This is a genomic window from Jeotgalibacillus terrae (genome assembly GCF_016908195.1).
Lineage (GTDB): Bacteria > Bacillota > Bacilli > Bacillales > Jeotgalibacillaceae > Jeotgalibacillus > Jeotgalibacillus terrae.
This window is the reverse complement of record NZ_JAFBDK010000011.1, coordinates 54,864-74,332: the sequence shown is the minus strand read 5'-3', so window position 1 is coordinate 74,332 and position 19,469 is coordinate 54,864. Positions and strand designations below refer to the sequence as shown.

Annotated in this window: 19 protein-coding genes; 11 read left to right on the top strand and 8 right to left on the bottom strand. The window is 44.1% G+C overall.

What is annotated here, in order from left to right:
* Window positions 1-25: 25 nt before the first annotated feature.
* Genes JOD21_RS12190 through JOD21_RS19490 form a run of 3 tightly spaced genes read right to left on the bottom strand, consistent with a single transcriptional unit; the run spans window position 26 to window position 1,909 of the window.
* Window positions 26-277, bottom strand: a complete 252-nt coding sequence (locus tag JOD21_RS12190) for a hypothetical protein (RefSeq protein WP_204729886.1) — start codon at window positions 275-277, stop codon at window positions 26-28.
* A 5-nt stretch (window positions 278-282) separates the two neighbouring features.
* Window positions 283-1,044: an AarF/ABC1/UbiB kinase family protein gene (locus JOD21_RS19495; RefSeq protein ID WP_204729885.1), complete on the bottom strand. Its 762-nt coding sequence runs from the start codon at window positions 1,042-1,044 to the stop codon at window positions 283-285.
* Window positions 983-1,909 (bottom strand): ABC1 kinase family protein, encoded by a 927-nt coding sequence (locus JOD21_RS19490; RefSeq protein WP_204729884.1) that lies wholly within the window; start codon window positions 1,907-1,909, stop codon window positions 983-985. The genes JOD21_RS19495 and JOD21_RS19490 overlap by 62 nt, the downstream gene beginning before the upstream one ends.
* A 148-nt stretch (window positions 1,910-2,057) precedes the next feature.
* Between JOD21_RS19490 and JOD21_RS12175 the strand changes: the two genes are divergently transcribed.
* Window positions 2,058-2,834: an enoyl-CoA hydratase-related protein gene (locus JOD21_RS12175; protein WP_204729883.1), complete on the top strand. Its 777-nt coding sequence runs from the start codon at window positions 2,058-2,060 to the stop codon at window positions 2,832-2,834.
* 58 nt (window positions 2,835-2,892) lie between these two features.
* On the opposite strand, the gene JOD21_RS12170 is transcribed toward JOD21_RS12175, so the two are convergent.
* On the bottom strand, window positions 2,893-3,459 hold the full coding sequence (locus JOD21_RS12170) for a helix-turn-helix domain-containing protein (RefSeq protein WP_380269165.1): 567 nt from the start codon (window positions 3,457-3,459) through the stop codon (window positions 2,893-2,895).
* 103 nt (window positions 3,460-3,562) lie between these two features.
* Here JOD21_RS12170 and JOD21_RS12165 point away from each other — a divergent pair, with 103 nt between their 5' ends.
* The 4 genes from JOD21_RS12165 to JOD21_RS12150 all read left to right on the top strand — a co-directional run bounded on the left by JOD21_RS12165 (window position 3,563) and on the right by JOD21_RS12150 (window position 5,865).
* A complete protein-coding gene (locus JOD21_RS12165) occupies window positions 3,563-4,282 on the top strand; it encodes an AzlC family ABC transporter permease (protein WP_204729881.1) in 720 nt (239 codons plus the stop codon).
* A complete protein-coding gene (locus JOD21_RS12160; protein WP_041122134.1) occupies window positions 4,279-4,584 on the top strand; it encodes an AzlD domain-containing protein in 306 nt (101 codons plus the stop codon). Before JOD21_RS12165 ends, JOD21_RS12160 begins: the two co-directional genes overlap by 4 nt.
* A 70-nt stretch (window positions 4,585-4,654) precedes the next feature.
* A complete protein-coding gene (locus JOD21_RS12155; RefSeq protein WP_052474031.1) occupies window positions 4,655-5,473 on the top strand; it encodes a YihY/virulence factor BrkB family protein in 819 nt (272 codons plus the stop codon).
* Window positions 5,473-5,865: a thiol-disulfide oxidoreductase DCC family protein gene (locus JOD21_RS12150; protein WP_041122135.1), complete on the top strand. Its 393-nt coding sequence runs from the start codon at window positions 5,473-5,475 to the stop codon at window positions 5,863-5,865. Before JOD21_RS12155 ends, JOD21_RS12150 begins: the two co-directional genes overlap by 1 nt.
* Here JOD21_RS12150 and JOD21_RS12145 read toward each other — a convergent pair.
* From JOD21_RS12145 to JOD21_RS12135, 3 genes are all read right to left on the bottom strand, one after another.
* A complete protein-coding gene (locus JOD21_RS12145) occupies window positions 5,862-6,362 on the bottom strand; it encodes a hypothetical protein (RefSeq protein ID WP_204729880.1) in 501 nt (166 codons plus the stop codon). The two genes, JOD21_RS12150 and JOD21_RS12145, sit on opposite strands and share 4 nt — an antisense overlap.
* Before the next feature lie 74 nt (window positions 6,363-6,436).
* Window positions 6,437-6,811, bottom strand: a complete 375-nt coding sequence (locus JOD21_RS12140; protein WP_204729879.1) for a hypothetical protein — start codon at window positions 6,809-6,811, stop codon at window positions 6,437-6,439.
* A gap of 150 nt (window positions 6,812-6,961) precedes the next feature.
* Entirely contained in the window at window positions 6,962-7,201 is a 240-nt protein-coding gene (locus tag JOD21_RS12135) for an IDEAL domain-containing protein (RefSeq protein WP_039808385.1), read from the bottom strand.
* A 208-nt stretch (window positions 7,202-7,409) separates the two neighbouring features.
* On the opposite strand from JOD21_RS12135, the gene JOD21_RS12130 reads away from it, so the two are divergent.
* Window positions 7,410-8,051: a competence protein ComK gene (locus JOD21_RS12130; RefSeq protein ID WP_204729878.1), complete on the top strand. Its 642-nt coding sequence runs from the start codon at window positions 7,410-7,412 to the stop codon at window positions 8,049-8,051.
* Here the strand turns inward: JOD21_RS12130 and JOD21_RS12125 are convergent.
* Entirely contained in the window at window positions 7,991-8,386 is a 396-nt protein-coding gene (locus JOD21_RS12125) for a YhjD family protein (RefSeq protein WP_204729877.1), read from the bottom strand. The two genes, JOD21_RS12130 and JOD21_RS12125, sit on opposite strands and share 61 nt — an antisense overlap.
* Window positions 8,387-8,548: 162 nt before the next feature.
* Between JOD21_RS12125 and JOD21_RS12120 the strand changes: the two genes are divergently transcribed.
* The 5 genes from JOD21_RS12120 to addA all read left to right on the top strand — a co-directional run bounded on the left by JOD21_RS12120 (window position 8,549) and on the right by addA (window position 19,444).
* Complete coding sequence (locus JOD21_RS12120; protein ID WP_204729876.1) at window positions 8,549-10,531, top strand: S9 family peptidase; 1,983 nt, start codon at window positions 8,549-8,551, stop codon at window positions 10,529-10,531.
* Between the two features lie 358 nt (window positions 10,532-10,889).
* Window positions 10,890-11,594: a TVP38/TMEM64 family protein gene (locus JOD21_RS12115; protein ID WP_204729875.1), complete on the top strand. Its 705-nt coding sequence runs from the start codon at window positions 10,890-10,892 to the stop codon at window positions 11,592-11,594.
* Window positions 11,549-12,100, top strand: coding sequence for a signal peptidase I (gene lepB, locus JOD21_RS12110; protein WP_204729874.1), 552 nt, complete (start codon window positions 11,549-11,551; stop codon window positions 12,098-12,100). Before JOD21_RS12115 ends, lepB begins: the two co-directional genes overlap by 46 nt.
* Window positions 12,101-12,335: 235 nt before the next feature.
* The gene (gene addB, locus JOD21_RS12105) at window positions 12,336-15,782 is read left to right on the top strand and encodes a helicase-exonuclease AddAB subunit AddB (protein ID WP_204729873.1); all 3,447 of its coding nucleotides are present in this window, start codon (window positions 12,336-12,338) and stop codon (window positions 15,780-15,782) included.
* Complete coding sequence (gene addA / locus JOD21_RS12100) at window positions 15,779-19,444, top strand: helicase-exonuclease AddAB subunit AddA (protein ID WP_204729872.1); 3,666 nt, start codon at window positions 15,779-15,781, stop codon at window positions 19,442-19,444. Before addB ends, addA begins: the two co-directional genes overlap by 4 nt.
* Window positions 19,445-19,469 lie beyond the last annotated feature (25 nt).

The window sequence follows — 19,469 nt, the reverse complement described above, 5'->3', positions numbered from 1 at the left end:
GGACGGAGTGTTTCAGTATATAGCTTTACATATTCGGTTTCTTATACCCTGAAAAGAATCTCAATAGCAGATTAAACGGGAATAAGATAGGGTAGCCTGCTACATCAGCTTTTCTTAAAAATTCAATAAATGAGAGCTTTACCTGGCGCTGCTGCTGTATTTTTTCTTTATTTCCACGGACAGTTACCCTGTAACCATCCTCAAGTCCTTCAAGCTTTGCTTCAAAAGGTCCTTTTGATCCTTTACGCTCGCGTTCCACTTTCGGTTCTTCTATCATCTCATTCACTCCTCATAATCAGTCTGAATTTTTTTAGATAAAGCTCTGATTAGCAGCAGTCCAAAAAGCGTAAGGAATCCCGCTCCTCCTGCGATGATCCACTCTTCAAGAAAGACAGCTCCGTGAAGGGCAGTTAAGGGAATCAATGTAAAATATACTGTCTCCCGGCGTCTTCCTGATAAATCATTCATCCGGCTTTCTTTTTTCCGGTATGATTCCATCGACCTTCTGTAACGCTTCGGCTCCTCAAGTGCATCGAGGATTTTAGAAGGTGCGGAAAGGTAAGGCTGAATTGTCCGCAGCACCGTCTGCCAGGTATTGCTTTCACCACCGCGGTCAGCTGCCCATCTGACAATTGTCGGACGGGCCATTTCAATAAAGTCCGCTTCAGGATAAATCGTATAAATGACGCCTGTAAAAGTTGACAGTGCCCGGCCGAAAAATGCGAATTCAGTCGGAAGCTGAATCGGCTGTGTTCTGACAATGTCCTGGACATCTTCCAAAACCTTCTCCATCATCAGACTCTCGCCATCCTGCCAGTCACCGCTTTTATAGACAGCGACGACTCTTTCAACAATTTCCTGCAGAAGATCACGATCTGCAGCAGGAAGCAGAAATTTCATATCTTCAAGTGCCCCTACGACTTCACTGTAACGCTCAAAGATAACACCTTCTACTGCCCGCTGAACAGCTTCAGCATCGTTTTTACTTATAACGCCTACCATACCGAAGTCGATCAGCACAATTGTGCCATCGGATTTGATCAAGATATTGCCGCCATGGGGGGTCTGCGTGGAACATTCCTTCATTTAAAAGCTGATCCACAAAAAGTAGCAGCAGTCTTTCTGCAAGATCTTCACGATTAAGACTGTGCTTATCAAGGAAGGAAAGGTCAGTGATTTTAGACCCTTCAATCCATTCCATCACAAGTACGCGGCGTGTTGTATATTCCTCATAATACCTCGGAACAATGACACCTTCAGTATCCTTAAAGCGTTCCCCGAATGCAACGCCGTTTTGAAGCTCTTTTTTAAAGTTAAGCTCATCACCGATGACAGAAACCATTTCATCATATAGCGCATCGAGGTCAGCCTGTTTGCCGAAATTCGTAAACTTCTTAGCAAGCCAGATCACAATTTTCAACGCTTTAAAGTCTGTCCTGATAATAAAGTCGATCCCTGGACGCTGGACCTTAATGGCAACTGAATCACCATTATGAAGCCAGGCGTGATAGACGTCACCAATAGAAGCAGAGGCAACAGGCTTTTCTGAGATTTTATGAACCATGCTGCCGTAATCTGTATTCCATTCACTTTCAATGACTTCTTTTGCTTTTTCCCAGGGAACCGGGGGTACTCTGTCCGTTAAGCCCTCAAGCTCTAAGATGAAGGATCGCGGCATAATATCGGCCCGGGTAGATAAAAATTGTCCAACTTTTATCATTAAACCCTCAAGTTTTAATGAAGTCTGTTTATATTCCCTGGCCTGTTTACCTGCAAGGTCAGACCATTTCTTTTCAACAGAAGGGTCCCACCTGCCACGGTATCTGCGGTTGAAAAAATAGACCTGTAGAAAAAACTTCACGGCCATCGTTACAATCTTATAAATGCGGTATCCAGCTATTTTTTTCATCACAAACACCTTCTTCCCTGCCTGCAATCAGCTAATTACAGTTTACCACGCGGAACGTTTCTTAAACGGATATGAATGTGCATGAAACGGCAGTGAATGCTACAATAAGTGAATGAAAGGGCTTACATATATTAAGGAGGAAACAGTCATGGAGACGATTCAATTAGAACAGAAAGAGGGACTTGCAATCATTACGCTCAACCGGCCGGAGTCAATGAATGCTTTCAATTATCAAATGTTATCAGAGCTTGGTCAGACTGCAGAAGCGCTGCGGATTAATCCGGATGTAAGAGTTGTGATTATACGGGGAGCGGGAGACAGGGCATTCAGTGTCGGTGCAGATCTGAAAGAAAGAAAAACCCTTACTGAACAGCAGGTGAAACGAAACATATATAAAATCGGGGAAGTGTTCAGTACCATTGAAGCACTTCCGCAGCCGGTTATTGCTGAGATCAACGGCCATGCCTTTGGAGGCGGAATGGAGCTTGCTTTAGCATGTGATTTCAGGCTGGCAGACAGGGAAGCTAAAATGGGGCTGACAGAAACAAGTCTGGCCATTATTCCAGGGGCAGGAGGCACACAGAGGCTTCCGAGAGTGATTGGTGAAGCGAAAGCGATGGAATTGATTCTGACAGCGAAGAGGTTTACTGGAGAAGAAGCCCTGAGTTACGGTCTGCTGACAAAAGCAGTTGAAAAAGAAGCGTTACATGAAGAAGTGCTTTCATTGGCTAATGCGATGCTTGCAAACGGACCGATTGCACTGCAGCAGGCAAAGTATGCCATTAAGGCCGGGATGAATGCTGATCTTCAGACAGGATTGAAGATTGAAAGAAAAGCTTATGAAATCACGATCCCGACAGAAGACAGAGTAGAAGCACTGATTGCTTTTTCTGAAAAAAGGAAGCCGGAGTTTAAAGGGAAATAAATGCATGAATAGGAAAAGCTCATTGTCCCCGGGACAATGAGCTTTTCCTATGAAGCAGTCAGCCTTCAGTATAATGAATCACCATCTGGCAAACTGTGCGGATTTCACCTTTATTATGATAATCGTGAGGCTGATCGGCCTTGAATCGGATTGAATCACCGCTTTTTAGCGTATAATCAGTCCCTGACACGGTGATCATGAGCTCTCCTTCAATGACTGTCATATACTCTTCAACACCGCTGCCATGACTATCACTGTTGTAGTGGCATCCAGGATCCAGTTCTATTCTGTAGCCTTCCCATTGCCTGACAGGGTCAAATGTAAAAATAGGATACACGCGATATTTGCCGTTATCCTCTTCAAGCATCTCGACCGTTTCAGCACGGATCACGGTAACATCACTGACTGGAGAGGCAAGCAGTGATGAGAACGAAATTTTTAACCCATTGGCAATTTTCCAGATCGTTCCGACCGATGGGTTTGCATCACCACGTTCGATTTGACCGAGCATCGCTTTACTTACCCCAGTCAATTGTGCAAGCCTGTCGAGAGACAAGTCTCTGTTTTTTCTAAGCAGCTTCAGGTTACCGCCGAGCTGTTTTTTTATTTCATCCAAAAAGTTCACCTCTTCAGGTTGTTTATTATATTATACGAATGTACAATATAGTAAAACTATCTCGTTGCATCTATTGTAAATGATATATATAGAAAGAGGAAGGGGTTTATTTATGCAAATGGCTGCAGTCAGCGAACAGAAATCAGGTTTCAAAGCAGGAATTAAGGCAGGTATAAGCATTGCAGTCGGATATCTGCCCGTTGCACTTACATTTGGCCTGCTTGCTAAAACAACAGGGTTAACACTATTTGAATCAGTGCTGATGAGCCTGCTGGTTTTTGCAGGAGCGGCACAATACATCTCACTCTCTCTTATTGCAGCAGGAGCAGGGGCTGCGGTCATCATTTTTAATACATTCATTGTAAATATCCGCCACTTTCTCATGTCTGCTTCTTTAAATGAAAAAATGGAGCCTGAAACACGGGCGAAAAAATCCCTGTATGCGTTTGGACTCACGGATGAAACTTTTACGGTTATTGCCACCAGGGAAGGGAAAACGACTACAGGATTTGCGCTTGGGGTTATGCTGATTGCTTATGGAAGCTGGGTTGTGAATACAGGTATCGGACATATCATTGGTGCCAGTCTGCCTGAATTCCTTCAGCAGGCGATGTCAATTGCACTTTATGCCATGTTTGTTGGTCTTCTCGTTCCTTCACTCAAAAAAGAAATGAAAGTAGCTTATCTGGCGGGGCTTGCTGCTGTGTTAAACAGTATGTTTACCTTAACAGGCCTGCTTGATACAGGATGGGCAATTGCTGCATCCACGCTGATTTCAGCGATGGCAGTAGAGGTGTTAACAGGATTGAGGAAGGGGGCAGCGTTGAAATGAATATGGTGCTGATTATTATTGGTATGGCAATTGTGACTTATATTCCAAGGGTATTGCCCCTGACTGTACTTGAAGGAAAGGAGCTTCCGCCATTTTTTCAGGGTGTTCTGAAAAATATTCCTTATGCAGTACTCGGCGCACTGATCTTCCCGGGAATATTGTTCATTCAGCCGGATGATATCTGGTTTGGAATTGCAGGCGCGGCGGCTGCTTTTATACTTGCTTTTCTCGGAGCGGATGTGATGATCGTGGTACTTGGAGCCATCGCATTCTTATCTGTCTACATGCTGATGGGCGGCTGACGGATTACTTTTTCTTAATTGAGGGAAAACAGGTATAACGCACACCTTAACGTTTCCGGAGGAGAAAGATATGTTCATAGAGAGAATGAAATATGCGGGCAGCCGTTTTTTTAAAGAAGGGTACTATGATCATGCAGCACAGACAGCCTATTATTTCATGCTGTCGCTGTTTCCATTTTTAATCATGGTCGTTTCAAGTACGAGTTTTTTACCTTTTACTTCATCTGATCTGATTACAGTGATCAGACCCTATGCACCACCTGAGACATACGGTTTGATTGAAACCAATCTGACCGCTATTCTTGATTCCGGACAGGGAACAGTGATTTCAATCAGTTTTCTGTCTACGATCTGGCTTGCTTCTATGGCGATACAGTCGCTGGTGCGTTCACTGACAGACATTTATAAAATTAATAGACGCGAGAGTTATATTAAAGGGCTGTTCAACGACTTTTTTCTGACAATCGGATTTGCATTGATTCTGCCGCTGACCATATTGATTCCACTGCTTGAAAATATTGTTCAGCGTATTGCAGAGGAAACTTTTCTATTTGAAGCAAACTGGCTTGTGATCTGGACACCGCTTCGCTGGGGGATCAGTACAGTCATTTTATTTGTGTTCTTCTGGGTACTGTACAGACATTTGCCAAAGCATGGCTTAAGCTGGAAGGATGTACTTCCGGGTGCTATATTTGCGGTAATTGCATGGCAGTTGATTTCTGAAGGCTTTTCATTATTTGTCGGCTACGGTAATTACAGCCAGCTGTACGGTCAGCTCGCTTCTGTTGTTGTCATGATGATCTGGTTTTACCTGACAGCTGCAGTGCTGCTGTTTGGCGCATTATTGAACGTATTTGAAAATGAAGGGAAAGAAAGGGGAAGTGAATAATGCCTGCTGTTGTCTTATTTGATGGAGACTGTAATGTATGTGACTGGAGCGTTCAATTTATCATGAAACATGACCGCGCCGGTTACTTTCACTTTGCGTCTCTGCAGGGGGAAATCGGACAAAAAATGAGAAAGACATTCGATGTACCACCGATGGTTGATTCAGTTTTGCTGATTGAGGATGACAAGCTCCATATGAAATCCGATGCTGCACTCAGAATCTGCCGCTCGCTTGATGGTCCGGTAAAATTGCTTTCACTGCTGCTGATTGTGCCGCGCCCGGTCCGTAACCTTGCATATGACGCTTTTGCAAGAAACAGATTTCACTGGTTTGGAAAAAAGCAGGCGTGTAAGCTGCCGACGCCTGAAGAAAGACGCAGACTGCTTGATTAGTCTGCGTCTTTTTTGTATGTGCCATCAATGATTTTATAATCTCTGGATTTTTTGTAAGGGACCTTATGGATCTTGCAGAATTGTTCCAGCTGCCAGAAAAGATACTTAGGATGGAAATTAAAAAGTCTGATTGGAAGCCCGTTCGCTGTTTTGATCAGCGCAAGCTTTGCAGCCCAGTTCGCACGTTTGAATTTTATTTCTTTAATGTCAGATGGAGAGATGTTTCTTTTGTAAATACGCCATTTCATAAAAAACGTATTGAAAGTCAGTTTCCCACCAGTGATGCAAAACGTGAAATGGATGAATAATGTGAGGAGACAGTACAATAGTGTCGCGGTAAAAAAGTAGCGGAACGGTGAAAGGGTCATCCACGACCAAATGAATGGGCTCAATGAGATAGCCACTGAAAATAATATAAAGGAACGTGGAGTAGTAGCCTGATAGATCATGGATCCATTTAGTGTTTCTTTCACTTTCGGTATTTCTATATTCTGCATAGCATCCTCCCAAAATCAAAGATACTTCCATTTTAACACAACTGGAAACTGATGGAATAAAAAAAGAAGGCATCTCAGCCTTCATTTTTATCATTCTGTATAGGTGTGTAATTTTTAGTGCGGAACTGATCTTTTAATAACTGGATGCTAAGAATCAGACAAAGCATACCCATCAGCCAGATAAGTCCTGCAACACCAAGCAGAAAATGGATCTGATCAGATACACTTTCAACAGTAGGATCGTTAAAACCGCCTCCAAGGCCCATCCAGAATACAATATAAGCAATGACCGTCAGGCCAAGGTGGGCAGCCAGCCATAGAAATGCAGTTTTCATACGCGGAGCGCGTCGGATTGAATAAAGTATAAAGATAATTGCGGCAATCATGGCTGCAACGAATCCCCATTCAATGATCAGTAAAAATGTACTATTTAATTCTTCAGTCAGCATGGGCGGGCTCCTTATCATGAATTGTTATAGATAGTTCTATTATTCATGATTACAGCTCGAAATGCCACTGTGGAGGGGTTACGATTTTATGAAATGATGAAAAGTTGAACCCCCTGCATATTTGTTGCCTGTTTGCAGGGGGCTCAAGTACTACACACCGTGTGTGTCCTCTAATGTATTTAATTCTGCTGAATACTTCATAAAAGCGTCTTGATCTTTGTTGTCTAACGCTTCATTAATAGCTGTTACAAGCTGTTCTTTGCGATGACGGACCAGAATTTCATTCAGGACCATATCCACGTAAATCTCCATCATCGTCATTTCACTGGATTGTTTCTGAGGGACGGTTGACTCATTCATGAATTCTGCGAACGATTTGTTGTTTTCCATCTTCATCACCTCTGCTACTTTTTTTCATTATAGAGAATATTCGTGAGAATATCAACAGAAAGTTTTAAATTTTTAGACAATATTACTTTTGATACCGAAAGGCTGCTGTATTAGCGCTATTCCAAGGACATATTTGAAAAAAATTATGTATACAACTGGATAATCATTAGGATATGATTGTCCCATAATAAGAAAAAGGAGTGATAATATGGAATTTACAACAGCGATGTCAACTTACACAATTAATACAAATACAATGCTTTTAGAGCCCTTGTTAGAAGGAGGCCGGTTAAGGGGAACCATTATTTACGAAAAAGACAGGCGGCCATTTCAAATTGAATCAAAGCCAATGGAAATTATGGAGCATTCCTGCTTATACTACTTTTCATCCTACGAAGGACGCAAAACCTCATCGAGATTCCTCACCAGCTTCAGTCATAAGCCTCCAATCGTAATTGATCCTATATCAAATATTTATTTTTTCTCCACCCATTCAGACTCTAACAAACGGAACTACTGGATTGCGCTGCACCATGTTGTCAGTATGGAAAAAAACGACGACCTCAGTAATGAAACAACGATCACGCTCTCAGGCGATCTGACACTTACACTGCCAATCTCCAGAAGAGCAACACATCTGCAGTATCTGAAAGCTTCAGTCTTATCTCTGAAACTGCATCAGAATATTAACGGTATACGTGAAAAATCCGAGGATACTTATAAAACAAAACTGCAGCACAAACGCTTTGGGTTTGCAGAGTATCTCGAAAGGATTGAAAATGCAGACCCTCAGGACCGTATCAAGCCTGATGACGGCGGAGACATCGACTTTAACCGGCCGATCAGATAATACCTTAAAAGGTTCTCGACGTGATTTCTGAGCCGCGGATTGAAATAGTTGTGCTGCTCCTCATAGCCTTTATAGACAAACAGATATAGTGTAAAAGCTTCATCAGATTTCAGTTTGACGACCTTCATGCCGTGATCTTTCATATACTTCTTCACAACAGCGAGTTCCCGCTGGACGGCAATCATGGTTTCTTCAATCAGTTCAATATAAGGTCTCGGGAGTTTTACACCACTCTTTTCAATCACAATCTGATCACGTTCAAGAACCTTCAGCACCATCGGCAGATAAAAAGCATTCTCAAGACGGTCCCGATCCTCAGGCGGAATCTTTGTCATTGAAATCTCCTCCTCTAAAACGAACGTGTGTTCTATATTATTGTACACAGATTTTCAAAAGTTACAACTGAATTATATTTGCATTATTCACAAATTAATCTGATAATAGAACAAGCGGTTTATCTCGATAACCGAAATATTTGATACACCGGAGGAGATTTCATGACACAAAAGCGCCATCTGACAGCAGAAGATCTGTATAAAATCGAATCACTGACCGACCCACGCTGGTCCCCGGACGGAGAGAACGTGCTATTCGTCAAAACCCATATCAGTGAAGAACATACATATGCATCAAACCTGTTTTTATACAATCAGGAAAGTGAAGAATTACAGCAGTGGACATATGGAGATCATAGAGTATCTTCCCCGAGGTGGTCACCGGACGGCAAAAAGGTTGCGTTTGTGTCCAACCGTTCAGGAAAAAATCAGATCTATGTGCTGCCTGTAAAAGGCGGGGAAGCGAAGCAGGTAACAGATACAGAAAACGGAGCAGGTAACCCGGTCTGGTCACCGTGCAGCGGCAAGCTTGCTTTTCATGCCTCTCTTGAGCCGGCTGATTCACTTACAGAAAAGAATGAAGACAAGAAAGAAGAAAAAGAAAAGCTGAAGCCTTTTGTGACAGATACTATGAAATACAAAGCAGATGGGGCAGGTCTGCTTGATGATAAAAAACAGCAGATTGCAATCATTGATCTGAAAACGGAGGAACTGAATCAACTGACAAAAGGTGACGACAGCTACTCACTGCTTGCGTGGTCACCTGATGGCAGTCAGCTTGCTTTTACAACAGATGCGGATGCGGAGGATAAGGATTTTTCATTTAACAATGAACTGTATCTCTACACTCTTGGAGACGGGAGCAAAGAGCATATTCAAACTGCTGAAGGGTATGTCGGATTTGCCGCATGGTCACCAAAAGGCGATCAGCTTGCCTTTACAGCTTCAGGCAGAACATATGAAAATGCGACACACAGTGAACTCTGGATCAGGAACCAGACATCAGGTGCTGCAGAATGCCTGACTGAAGGCATCGATGCGCCGGTCGGGGATTATGCCATTGGTGATATTCAGCAGGGTGCCGGTGTTCAGGGAGCTGTATGGGCTGATAATCAGAGCCTATACTTCGTCATCACTGACCAGGGAAATGTAAACCTGTATTATGCTTCAACTGAAGGTGAGGTGTACCCGGCATATGAAGGGAACCATCACGTGTATGGTTTTGATGTTCACGGAGACGCCCAAAAAGTTGCAGCTGCGATCAGTACAACTGAAAACCCGGGAGATCTGCACATTATTCATGTGCCAACAGGTAAAGCAGAGCAGGTAACACATGTGAACAGCCGTCTGCTTGAAGAAGTTGAAATCGTTGCACCTGAACCTGTCTCATATGAAAGCACGGACGGCTATACTGTGCACGGCTGGTTTATGAAGCCTGCCGGATATACAGAAGGTGAAAAAGTGCCAATGATCTTAAATATCCATGGTGGACCTCATGCTATGTATGCCAATACTTTCTTCCATGAAATGCAGCTGCTTGCAGCAGAGGGATATGCAGTTCTTTATACAAACCCGCGCGGCAGCCACGGCTACGGACAGGAATTTGTGAATGCTGTAAGAGGCGATTATGGCGGCGGAGACTACCGAGACCTGATGGCAGCAGTAGATGGGGCGCTTGAGCAGTTTGACTTCATCGACCGTGACCGTCTTGGTGTGACCGGCGGCAGCTACGGCGGATTCATGACCAACTGGATCACAGGACATACAGACCGCTTTAAAGCAGCCGTCACACAGCGCTGCATCAGTAACTGGATCAGCTTCTACGGTGTCAGTGATATCGGTTACTACTTCAGTGAATGGCAGATTCAGGCGGACCTAGGTGATATTGATACGCTATGGAAGCATTCACCGCTTGCTTATGCTGACCAGATTAAAACGCCGCTGTTAATCCTGCACAGTGAAAATGACTACCGTTGTCCGATCGAACAGGCAGAGCAGCTCTATATCGCCCTCAAGCGAAAAGAGAAAACGACACGCTTTGTCAGATTCCCGGAATCCGATCACAACCTGTCAAGAACAGGAAAACCTGAACTCAGACTCGAAAGACTGAACCACCTGACAGGCTGGATGAATGAATATATCTAAGTAAAGAACAGTTGATACTATATAGTAGCATGGTCAGATATTTTTATAAGATTTATGATTGGAATCTTAGTGCAGCGAAGCGTAAGGCGGTGACTCCGGAGCGATAAGTGGGACAGCTGAGACCCCGCAGGCGAAGCCGAGGAGGCTCAGCGACCACCGCTCGGAAAGCATCCGCCTGAAGCGTAGCGAAACGATTCAAAAGCCTGGGACAAAAGTGTCTCAGGTTTTTAATTTTCTATCGCCATAGTTTGTTCAAAGTGAATTCAGGGAAAAATGTAGCCATCATAGGCGGTATTTTCCGGATTATGCTATACTGATAAAAAATAGCCGCCAGTCTATAGATCAGAGGAGCGTTTGAATGACGTTGGAAACTCTAGAAGCATGGTTTACACTTGAAAATCTTCGCGAATTAATAGCAGAGTACCGTGCATTCGGACCACTGCTCGGATTCCTGTTGCCGGTTTTTGAAGCTTTTCTGCCTTTTCTGCCGCTCGTCGCTTTCGTTGTAGCGAATGCGAATGCTTATGGTGTTCTTTTTGGCATACTGCTTTCATGGGCGGGGGCTTCAATAGGTGCGCTGATGGTCTTCTGGCTGATCAGACGCTTTGGACATTTGCGACTGTTTTATTTTCTGAGTAATCAAAAACAGGTCAGAAGGCTGACAACATGGGTGGAGCGCCACGGATTCGGTCCGCTGTTTCTGCTGCTGTGTTTCCCATTTACACCATCAGCCCTAGTCAACGTTGTAGCAGGGCTGTCACGAATCAGCGTCATACAATATATGCTTGCTGTAGTAACGGGTAAACTTGTGATGATCTCAACGATCTCATTTATCGGTGCGGATATCGTCTCACTTATCCGGGAGCCTGTAAAAACAGCCATCGTACTTGGGGTAATCGTTGTACTGTGGATTGTTGGTAAGAGAGTGGAAAAAATGATTAATAAAAAAATGGAACGTGACATATTGATGCACGAGCGTCATAGAAAGTCTGCCGGGAATGAAAGGTTGGAGAATAGATGGAATCGTGGAAAAAAGAAGGCTTCGAATGGCTCAAAGCATTAGCAGTAGGCGTTGTGATCGTACTGGTAGTCCGCATTTTCCTTTTTTCTAATTATGTAGTGGAAGGTGTATCGATGCAGCCGACACTGCAGGATGGAAATAAGCTTGTGATTAACAAAATCGGCTATCAGATTGGAGACTTTGACCGGTTTGATGTCATCGTCTTTCATGCAAACGAATCAGAAGACTACGTGAAAAGAGTCATCGGCCTTCCGGGTGATGAAGTCGCTTATGAAGACGACAAGCTTTATATCAACGGAGAGTATTATGAAGAACCTTATCTTGAGGAATTTAAAGAAGAGGGTAAGCGTCTGACAGGTGACTTTACGCTTGAAGAGCTCACTGGAGAAACAGAAGTTCCTGAAGGGCAACTGTTTGTACTTGGAGACAACCGCGAGCAAAGCCTCGATAGCCGGATTTTCGGCTTTATTGACCAGGACTCAGTTGTTGGTAAAGTCAACCTGAGATACTGGCCGTTAGATGAACTTGATATCAGGTTTTATGAATAAAAGATCACAAACTAGAGTTTGATACAATATTGAGCTGACCCTCGGAGAACAGGGCGGAGACTCCCACCCAGGGGAGAAAAGCGCAGTCCCGTTCGGAGAGGGGCTGCGGTTACAAAATCCTTAATAAGTTAAAGAGCTGTCCACCAGGATGGCTCTTTTCATTTCCCCGTCACTTTCCATTGATAGAGAATTGTAAGATAATAGCTATATGCAGATGACAAAGGAGGCTGAAGTAATGCCGCTTATCATTAAAACAGGACGTTCAGGGACTGGGAAAACAGATGATATCATGCAGGAAATTACTGCTAAAGTAAAAAATAATCCGTCAGGTGATCCCATTCTGTTAATCGTGCCGGAACAGATGACCTTTCAGTCGGAATATCGCCTTGCCCTTGAAACCGGCGGAATGGTACGGGTGCAGGTGCTGAGCTTTACACGACTTGCCTGGAGAATTCTTCAGGAAACAGGAGGCGCCACGCGCATACATATTAATCATACAGGTGCGAGTATGCTAGTCAGAAAACTGATCAGTGAACAAAAAGATCAGATGGTGATGTTTGGCCGGGCAGCAGGCAAGCATGGGTTTGTCAGTCACGTAGAAAAAATGCTCACAGAGTTCAGAAGATATTGTGTGAACCCTGAAGACCTGCTTGAAAAAACAGCAGAAATCAGCGGTACAGCGCCAAAAGCTCTGGTTGATAAACTAAAAGACATTGAACGGATCTATTCAGGGTTTGATGAGCGCTTGAAAGATAAATACATAGATTCAGAAGATTACCTGAGACTGCTGGCTGAAAAGATAAGTGACTCAGATCTGATCAGTCAGGCAGACATTTATCTCGACGGTTTTCACAGCTTTACCCCTCAGGAATATCTCGTCATTGAAAAGCTGCTGAAGTCTGCAAAACAGGTCACCGCTGCAGTGACGGCAGATCTGTCTTCAACGGACCCTTTACTTTTCCGTCAGACTTCAGATACTGTCAGCCAGCTGAAAGACATCTCTGCAGATACTGGTGAAAAGGCAGAAGTCATCACATATGGAGAAAATAAAAAATATAAAGGCAGAGGTTTGTCATTTTTAGAGCGTTCGTTTGAAACTTACGGAGCAGTATACAGTGAACCGGCTGATCTGACTGTGATTGAAGCAGCGGGTAGAAGAGCAGAAGCTGAAGCAATCGCACGGGAGATCAGAAAGCTGGCCAGAAATGAAGGATACCGCTATAAAGACATTGCCGTACTGAGCAGGAACGGGGAAGCGTATCATGAAATCATTGAGCCGGTTTTCAAAGATTACGACATTCCATATTTTATAGATAAGAAGAGAACCATGCTTAATCACCCGTTGATTGAATTTATCCGGTCATCACTTGAAGTAGTGACGAAAAACTGGCGTTATGAGGCAGTTTTCAGAGCGGTTAAAACGGAACTGTTTTTCCCTGCAGAATCGGACCATGAACTGCTCAGATCGAAAATGGACAGGCTTGAAAATTATGTGCTCGCACAGGGAATTCATAGTTATCGCTGGCAACACGAGTTTTATTACAAACAATTCAAAGGGCTCGATTTTGTTCATCAGCCTCAGAATGAAGAAGAAAAAATGATTCAGGATGATCTGAATGAATCACGCCTCATGATTACAGCACCAATGAACAACTTTGAAGAGAGGCTGAAAAAAGCAGATACTGTTCATGCATATTGTGAAGCTGTATTTCTGCTCCTTGAAGAGCTTGATATTCCGATGAAGCTCGAACAGATCTCACATGCAGCTGAAGAAAAAGGTGATGTGGAGGCTGCAAGAGAGCATGATCAGGCTTGGGACGCAGTAGTGGAACTGCTCGATCAGTTTGTTGAAATTACAGGTGAAGACCGTATGCCACTGCAGGAGTTCAGTGAAATTCTTGATGCCGGTATGGAGACGCTGGAGTTCTCTCTTGTTCCTCCTGCCATTGACCAGGTGATTATTGCAGACCTGGAACTTTCAAGGCTTCCGGCAGTCTGTGCGTCATTTGTGATCGGGGTCAATGATGGTGTCATGCCGGCCCGTATGCAGGATGACGGTATTTTAGCCGAAGACGACAGAATCTTTATGGAGCGTGCGGGACTAAAGCTTGCACCAGGGTCGCGCGAAAAGCTTCAGGATGAGGATTTTATCGCTTATAGAGCATTTACCTCGCCTTCAGAAAAACTTTATATTTCTTACCCTCTGGCAGATGAAGAAGGTAAGTCGCTGATTGTATCGCCTTTTATCAAAAAAGTGTCCGGAATGCTGCCTGATCATAAAACAATGCTCGCAGTAAATGACCCTGTGGAAGCGCCGGGAGAACAGCAGCTTGATTATATCTGCCATCCGCTTCCAACAGCATCTTTCATGACTTCTCAGCTTCAGCAGCTGAGAAAAGATTATCCGGTTGAAGATATCTGGCGTGATGTCTATAACTTTTACGTGACAGATCCATTATGGAAGCAGGAAAGTAAACGGATTCTGTCCGGTTTATTTTATGGCAATATAGCGGCGCCACTATCAAGAGAGACTGCTGAAGATCTGTATGGCAGTTCAATGATGGCCAGTGTGTCAAGAATTGAAAGAATGAACAGCTGTGCGTTTCAGCATTTTTCAAGCCACGGGTTGCGCCTGAAAGAAAGAAGTATTTTCAGGCTGGATGCGCCGAATATCGGGGAGCTTTTCCATGCTGCGCTTAAATGGATATCCGAAGAACTGCTGCAAAAAGGCATCAGCTGGAAAAGCCTGTCCCAGCGCCAGTGTGCGGAGCTTGCAAATCAGGCAGTCAGTCATATCGGACCGCAGCTGCAGTATGATATTTTGAACAGTTCGAATAAATACCGCTATATTGCAAAAAAACTGCAAACGGTCATCAGCCGGGCATCATTCATTCTAAGCGAGCATGCCAGAGCAGGAAATTTTGAACCGCTCAGAGTGGAGCTCGGATTTGGTCCTGGTCAGGAACTTCCGCCGCACAGTATTCAGTTAAGTGACGGTGACACGATGTCACTGCAGGGAAGAATTGACCGTGTAGACCATGCCAGAAGCGAAGGGAAAGTATATTTAAGAGTTATAGATTACAAGTCAAGTGTAAGAGACCTTGATTTTACAGAGATGTATTACGGGCTTTCACTGCAGATGATGACATACCTTGATGTTGCGCTGACGAATGCAGCAAGACTCGTACACACTGAGGCTGAACCGGCAGGCGTACTCTATTTCCATCTTCACAATCCGGTTGTGAAAACAAAGAAAACAATGAGTATGCAGGAGATGCAGGATGAATATCTGAAAAAGTATAAAATGAAAGGTCTTGTGCTTGGTGATGAAGAGGTAGTGAGACTGATGGATATGACGCTTGAAGAAGGGAATTCATCCATTATTTCAGCAGGCCTCAAAAAAGACGGTACGCTCAGGTCGAACTCAAAAACAGCCAGCAGAGACCAGTTTAATGATATGAGATCACATACCCGATCTATGTTCAAAACTGCAGGAGACAGAATCAAGGCAGGGGACGTATCAATTGATCCTTATGAATATAAGAAACGGACGCCTTGTCAGTTCTGTTCGTACCGGTCAGTCTGTCAGTTTGATCCTGCACTTGAGCAGAATCAATATCGTTCACTCAGACCAAAAAAAGCTGAAGATTTGTTTCAGGGAATGAAGGGGGATCACCAATGATTCCGGTAAAACCTCAAAACGTCACTTGGACCGATGAACAGTGGCGTGCCATATTTGAAAAAGGCAGTGATATTCTCGTTGCAGCAGCAGCGGGTTCAGGAAAAACAGCTGTTTTAGTAGAGAGGCTGATTCAAAAAGTGCTTGATACTGATCAGCCGACTGATATAGATGAATTACTTGTTGTGACATTTACCAATGCTTCTGCTGCAGAGATGAAGCATCGTGTGGGAGAGGCACTTGAAAAGGCGCTGATTGAGAATCCTGAGTCCAGACATTTAAGAAAACAGCTGACCCTTATTAATAAAGCATCCATCTCAACGCTGCATTCATTCTGTCTTGAAGTCATCAGGCAGTATTATTATCTGATTGATATCGACCCGGGCTTTAGAATCGCAGATGATACTGAAGCAGAACTTCTGAAGGATGAGGTCATTGAAGAGATCCTTGAGCAGGAGTATGGCATTCCGGAAAATGATTCATTTACAGAACTTGTAGAGGCCGTTACAAATGACAGAAGTGATGATGCACTTCATCAGATGATCAGAAAGCTTCATACGTTTTCGCGCTCACATGCATATCCCGATAGCTGGCTGGATGGAATCATCACATTGCATGAGACGGAAGGCATTCAAATTGATGACCATCCACTTGCTGGATATGTGCTGTTCCATGTTCAGCTTGAAGCAGAAGGCGCAATTGAACTGATCAATCTTGCTCTTGAGGCAGCAAAAAAGCCGGGCGGCCCGCATCCGAGAGCAGTTAACTTTGAGGATGATATCAGGCAGTTGAACGAAATCCGTGATGCTGCAGGATGGGAAGAAACAGAAGCAGCGGTATCAGCTTTTTCAATGGGAAGACTCAAACCTTGCAAAGGCGATGACTTTGATGAAGCATTAGTCGAACAGGCGAAAAAATGGCGTGATCAGGCAAAGAAAATGATCAATGATCTGAAGGACAACTTTTTTGTCAAGAAGCCTGAGGAGCTGCTGAAGGATATGAACCGGATGACCGGCAGACTATCCACACTTGCAGAACTGGTCAGAGCGTTTGAAAAAGCATTCAAAGCGGCGAAAGAGGAAAGAGGACTCGTTGACTTCAACGACCTTGAACACTTCTGCCTCGAGATCCTTCGAGACCCTGATACCGGTGAACCCTCACAGGCAGCCTATCATTACAAAAATAAGTTCAAAGAAGTACTGGTAGATGAATATCAGGATACAAATATGGTTCAGGAAACCATTTTACAGCTGGTGAAGTCCGGCAGTGAAAAAGACGGGAATCTGTTCATGGTTGGGGATGTGAAACAATCCATTTACCGTTTCAGACTTGCTGAACCAAATCTGTTTCTCGGAAAGTACAGGACATTCCAGCAGCCGGGAAGCGGTCAGAAGATTGATCTGGCAAAAAATTTCAGAAGCCGGCCTGAAGTTCTTGACGGTGTAAACTTTATTTTCCGCCAGATCATGGGCGAAATGGTTGGGGAAATTGATTATGACCAGGACGCTGAATTAATACCAGGTGCTCCTTATCCAACAGATCTTACAGTGGCGGTCAGATTCACAGTCATTGATCAGGCTGATGAAGGAGCGCCGGTAGAAGAAATGCCGGAAGAAGTAATGGATGAAAGGGAGCTTGAGCGCTCAACGCTTGAAGCGCGTTATATGATCCGTGAAATCCGCAGTATGATTGACGGCGGAAGACAGATCTATGATGTGAAGAAGAAACTTTACAGACCGCTTGAATACAGGGATATCGTCATTCTCACGAGATCTATGACGTGGACGCCTGACATTATGGATGAATTCAGACAGGCGGGAATCCCACTTTATGCAGATCTTTCAAGCGGTTACTTTGATGCAACTGAAGTAGCGATTATGGTGTCGCTTTTGAAAGTAATTGATAATCCGATTCAGGATATTCCGCTTGCTTCAGTGCTGAGGTCTCCGATTGTCAGATGTACAGAAGAAGAACTTGCCACGATCAGAAAAGCTGACCCGAAAGGTACTTTCTATGAAGCACTCCAGACTTATATGTCATCAGGAGAGCCGGACACTGCATTAAAAGAAAAATGTTCATGGTTTTTAATTTCTCTCAGAAACTGGCGGGCACAGGCGCGTACAGGTGCTGTATCAGAGCTGGTCTGGCAGCTGTTCCGGGATACACAGTTTTATGATTTTGTTGGAGGGCTCCCTGGCGGTAAGCAGCGTCAGGCGAACCTGCGGGCGCTGTATGACCGGGCACGGCAATACGAGTCCACTTCTTTCAGAGGTCTCTTCAGATTTTTAAGATTTGTAGAACGGATGAGAGAACGTGGGGATGATCTTGGAGCAGCAAGGGCGCTCAGTGAGCAGGAAGACGTCGTGCGTCTGATGACGATCCATAAGAGTAAAGGGCTTGAGTTTCCGGTTGTCTTTATTTCAGGAATGGCAAGGCAGTTCAATGAAATGGATCTGAGAGGCAGTTATTTACTTGATAAGGATTTCGGTCTTGCCCTATCGTATGTCGATATTGAAAACCGCATCAGCAGTGTAACGCTTCCGCAGATGGCATTTAAAGAAAAGAAACGTCTTGAAAATCTGGCTGAAGAAATGCGTGTACTGTATGTAGCGATGACCCGTGCGAAAGAAGAGCTGATTCTGATTGCAACTGTACCTGATGCAGAAAAATCCAAAGAAAAATGGTCACTTTCAGGCGCTGAGAAAACGTGGCTGCTCCCCGATTACACAAGAAAAGGTGCGAAGTCGTATGCTGATTGGATAGGACCTTCACTCAGCCGTCACAAAGACGGCATTCATGCTGTTCCTTCAGCTGTGCTGAAAGATCCGTCTGTATGGCATATGCAGATGGTTCATAAGCAGCTATTCAATCAGGAACAGAAAAAAGAAGAAGTGGCAGCGGAGTGGCTGGATCATGTTCGAAACCTTGAAGCTGTTCCGGGACAAAGTGATCATTATGAAGATATTATGACGCGGCTGAAATGGCAGTACCCCTATGAACAATCAGCAATGATTAAATCAAAACAGTCTGTTTCTTCTATTAAAAGGCAGCACGAAACATTTGATGAAACTGGTGCGGATTCCATTGTTAAGCCTGCAAAAAAACTGTATGAACGTCCTTCATTTCTGAAGCAGGAGAAAATGACAGCGGCAGAGAGAGGGACGATCATGCACACCGTTATGCAGCAGATGCCGCTTAAAAAAGTACCGGATGAACAGGACATTCAGTCGTTAATAGCTGAGCTGGAAATAAAAGAAATACTGACTGCAGAGCAGGCTGAAACCGTCAGAATTAATCATGTAACTGCGTTTTTCCAGTCAGATCTCGGCAGACGTATGATTGAATCAGACCAGGTAAGCAGGGAAGTGCCGTTCACCTATGCTGCGTCCCCTCAGGAAGCAGGGATTCAGTTGAATGTGGACGATCCTGTGCTGATTCAGGGGATTGCAGACTGTCTGTTTGAAGATGAAGACGGTCTGGTTTTACTCGATTACAAGACAGACTATGTGGACCGTGCAGATCCACAGATGAAAGAAAAATTGTCAGAACGCTACAGGCTGCAGCTGTCCCTTTATAAGAAAGCACTGGAGAAAAGTCTGAATAGAAATATCGATGAGGTTTATTTGTATTTCTTTAATGCAGACATGACTATAAAAATACAATAAACTGGCCCGGGCGGCCAGCCGGAGG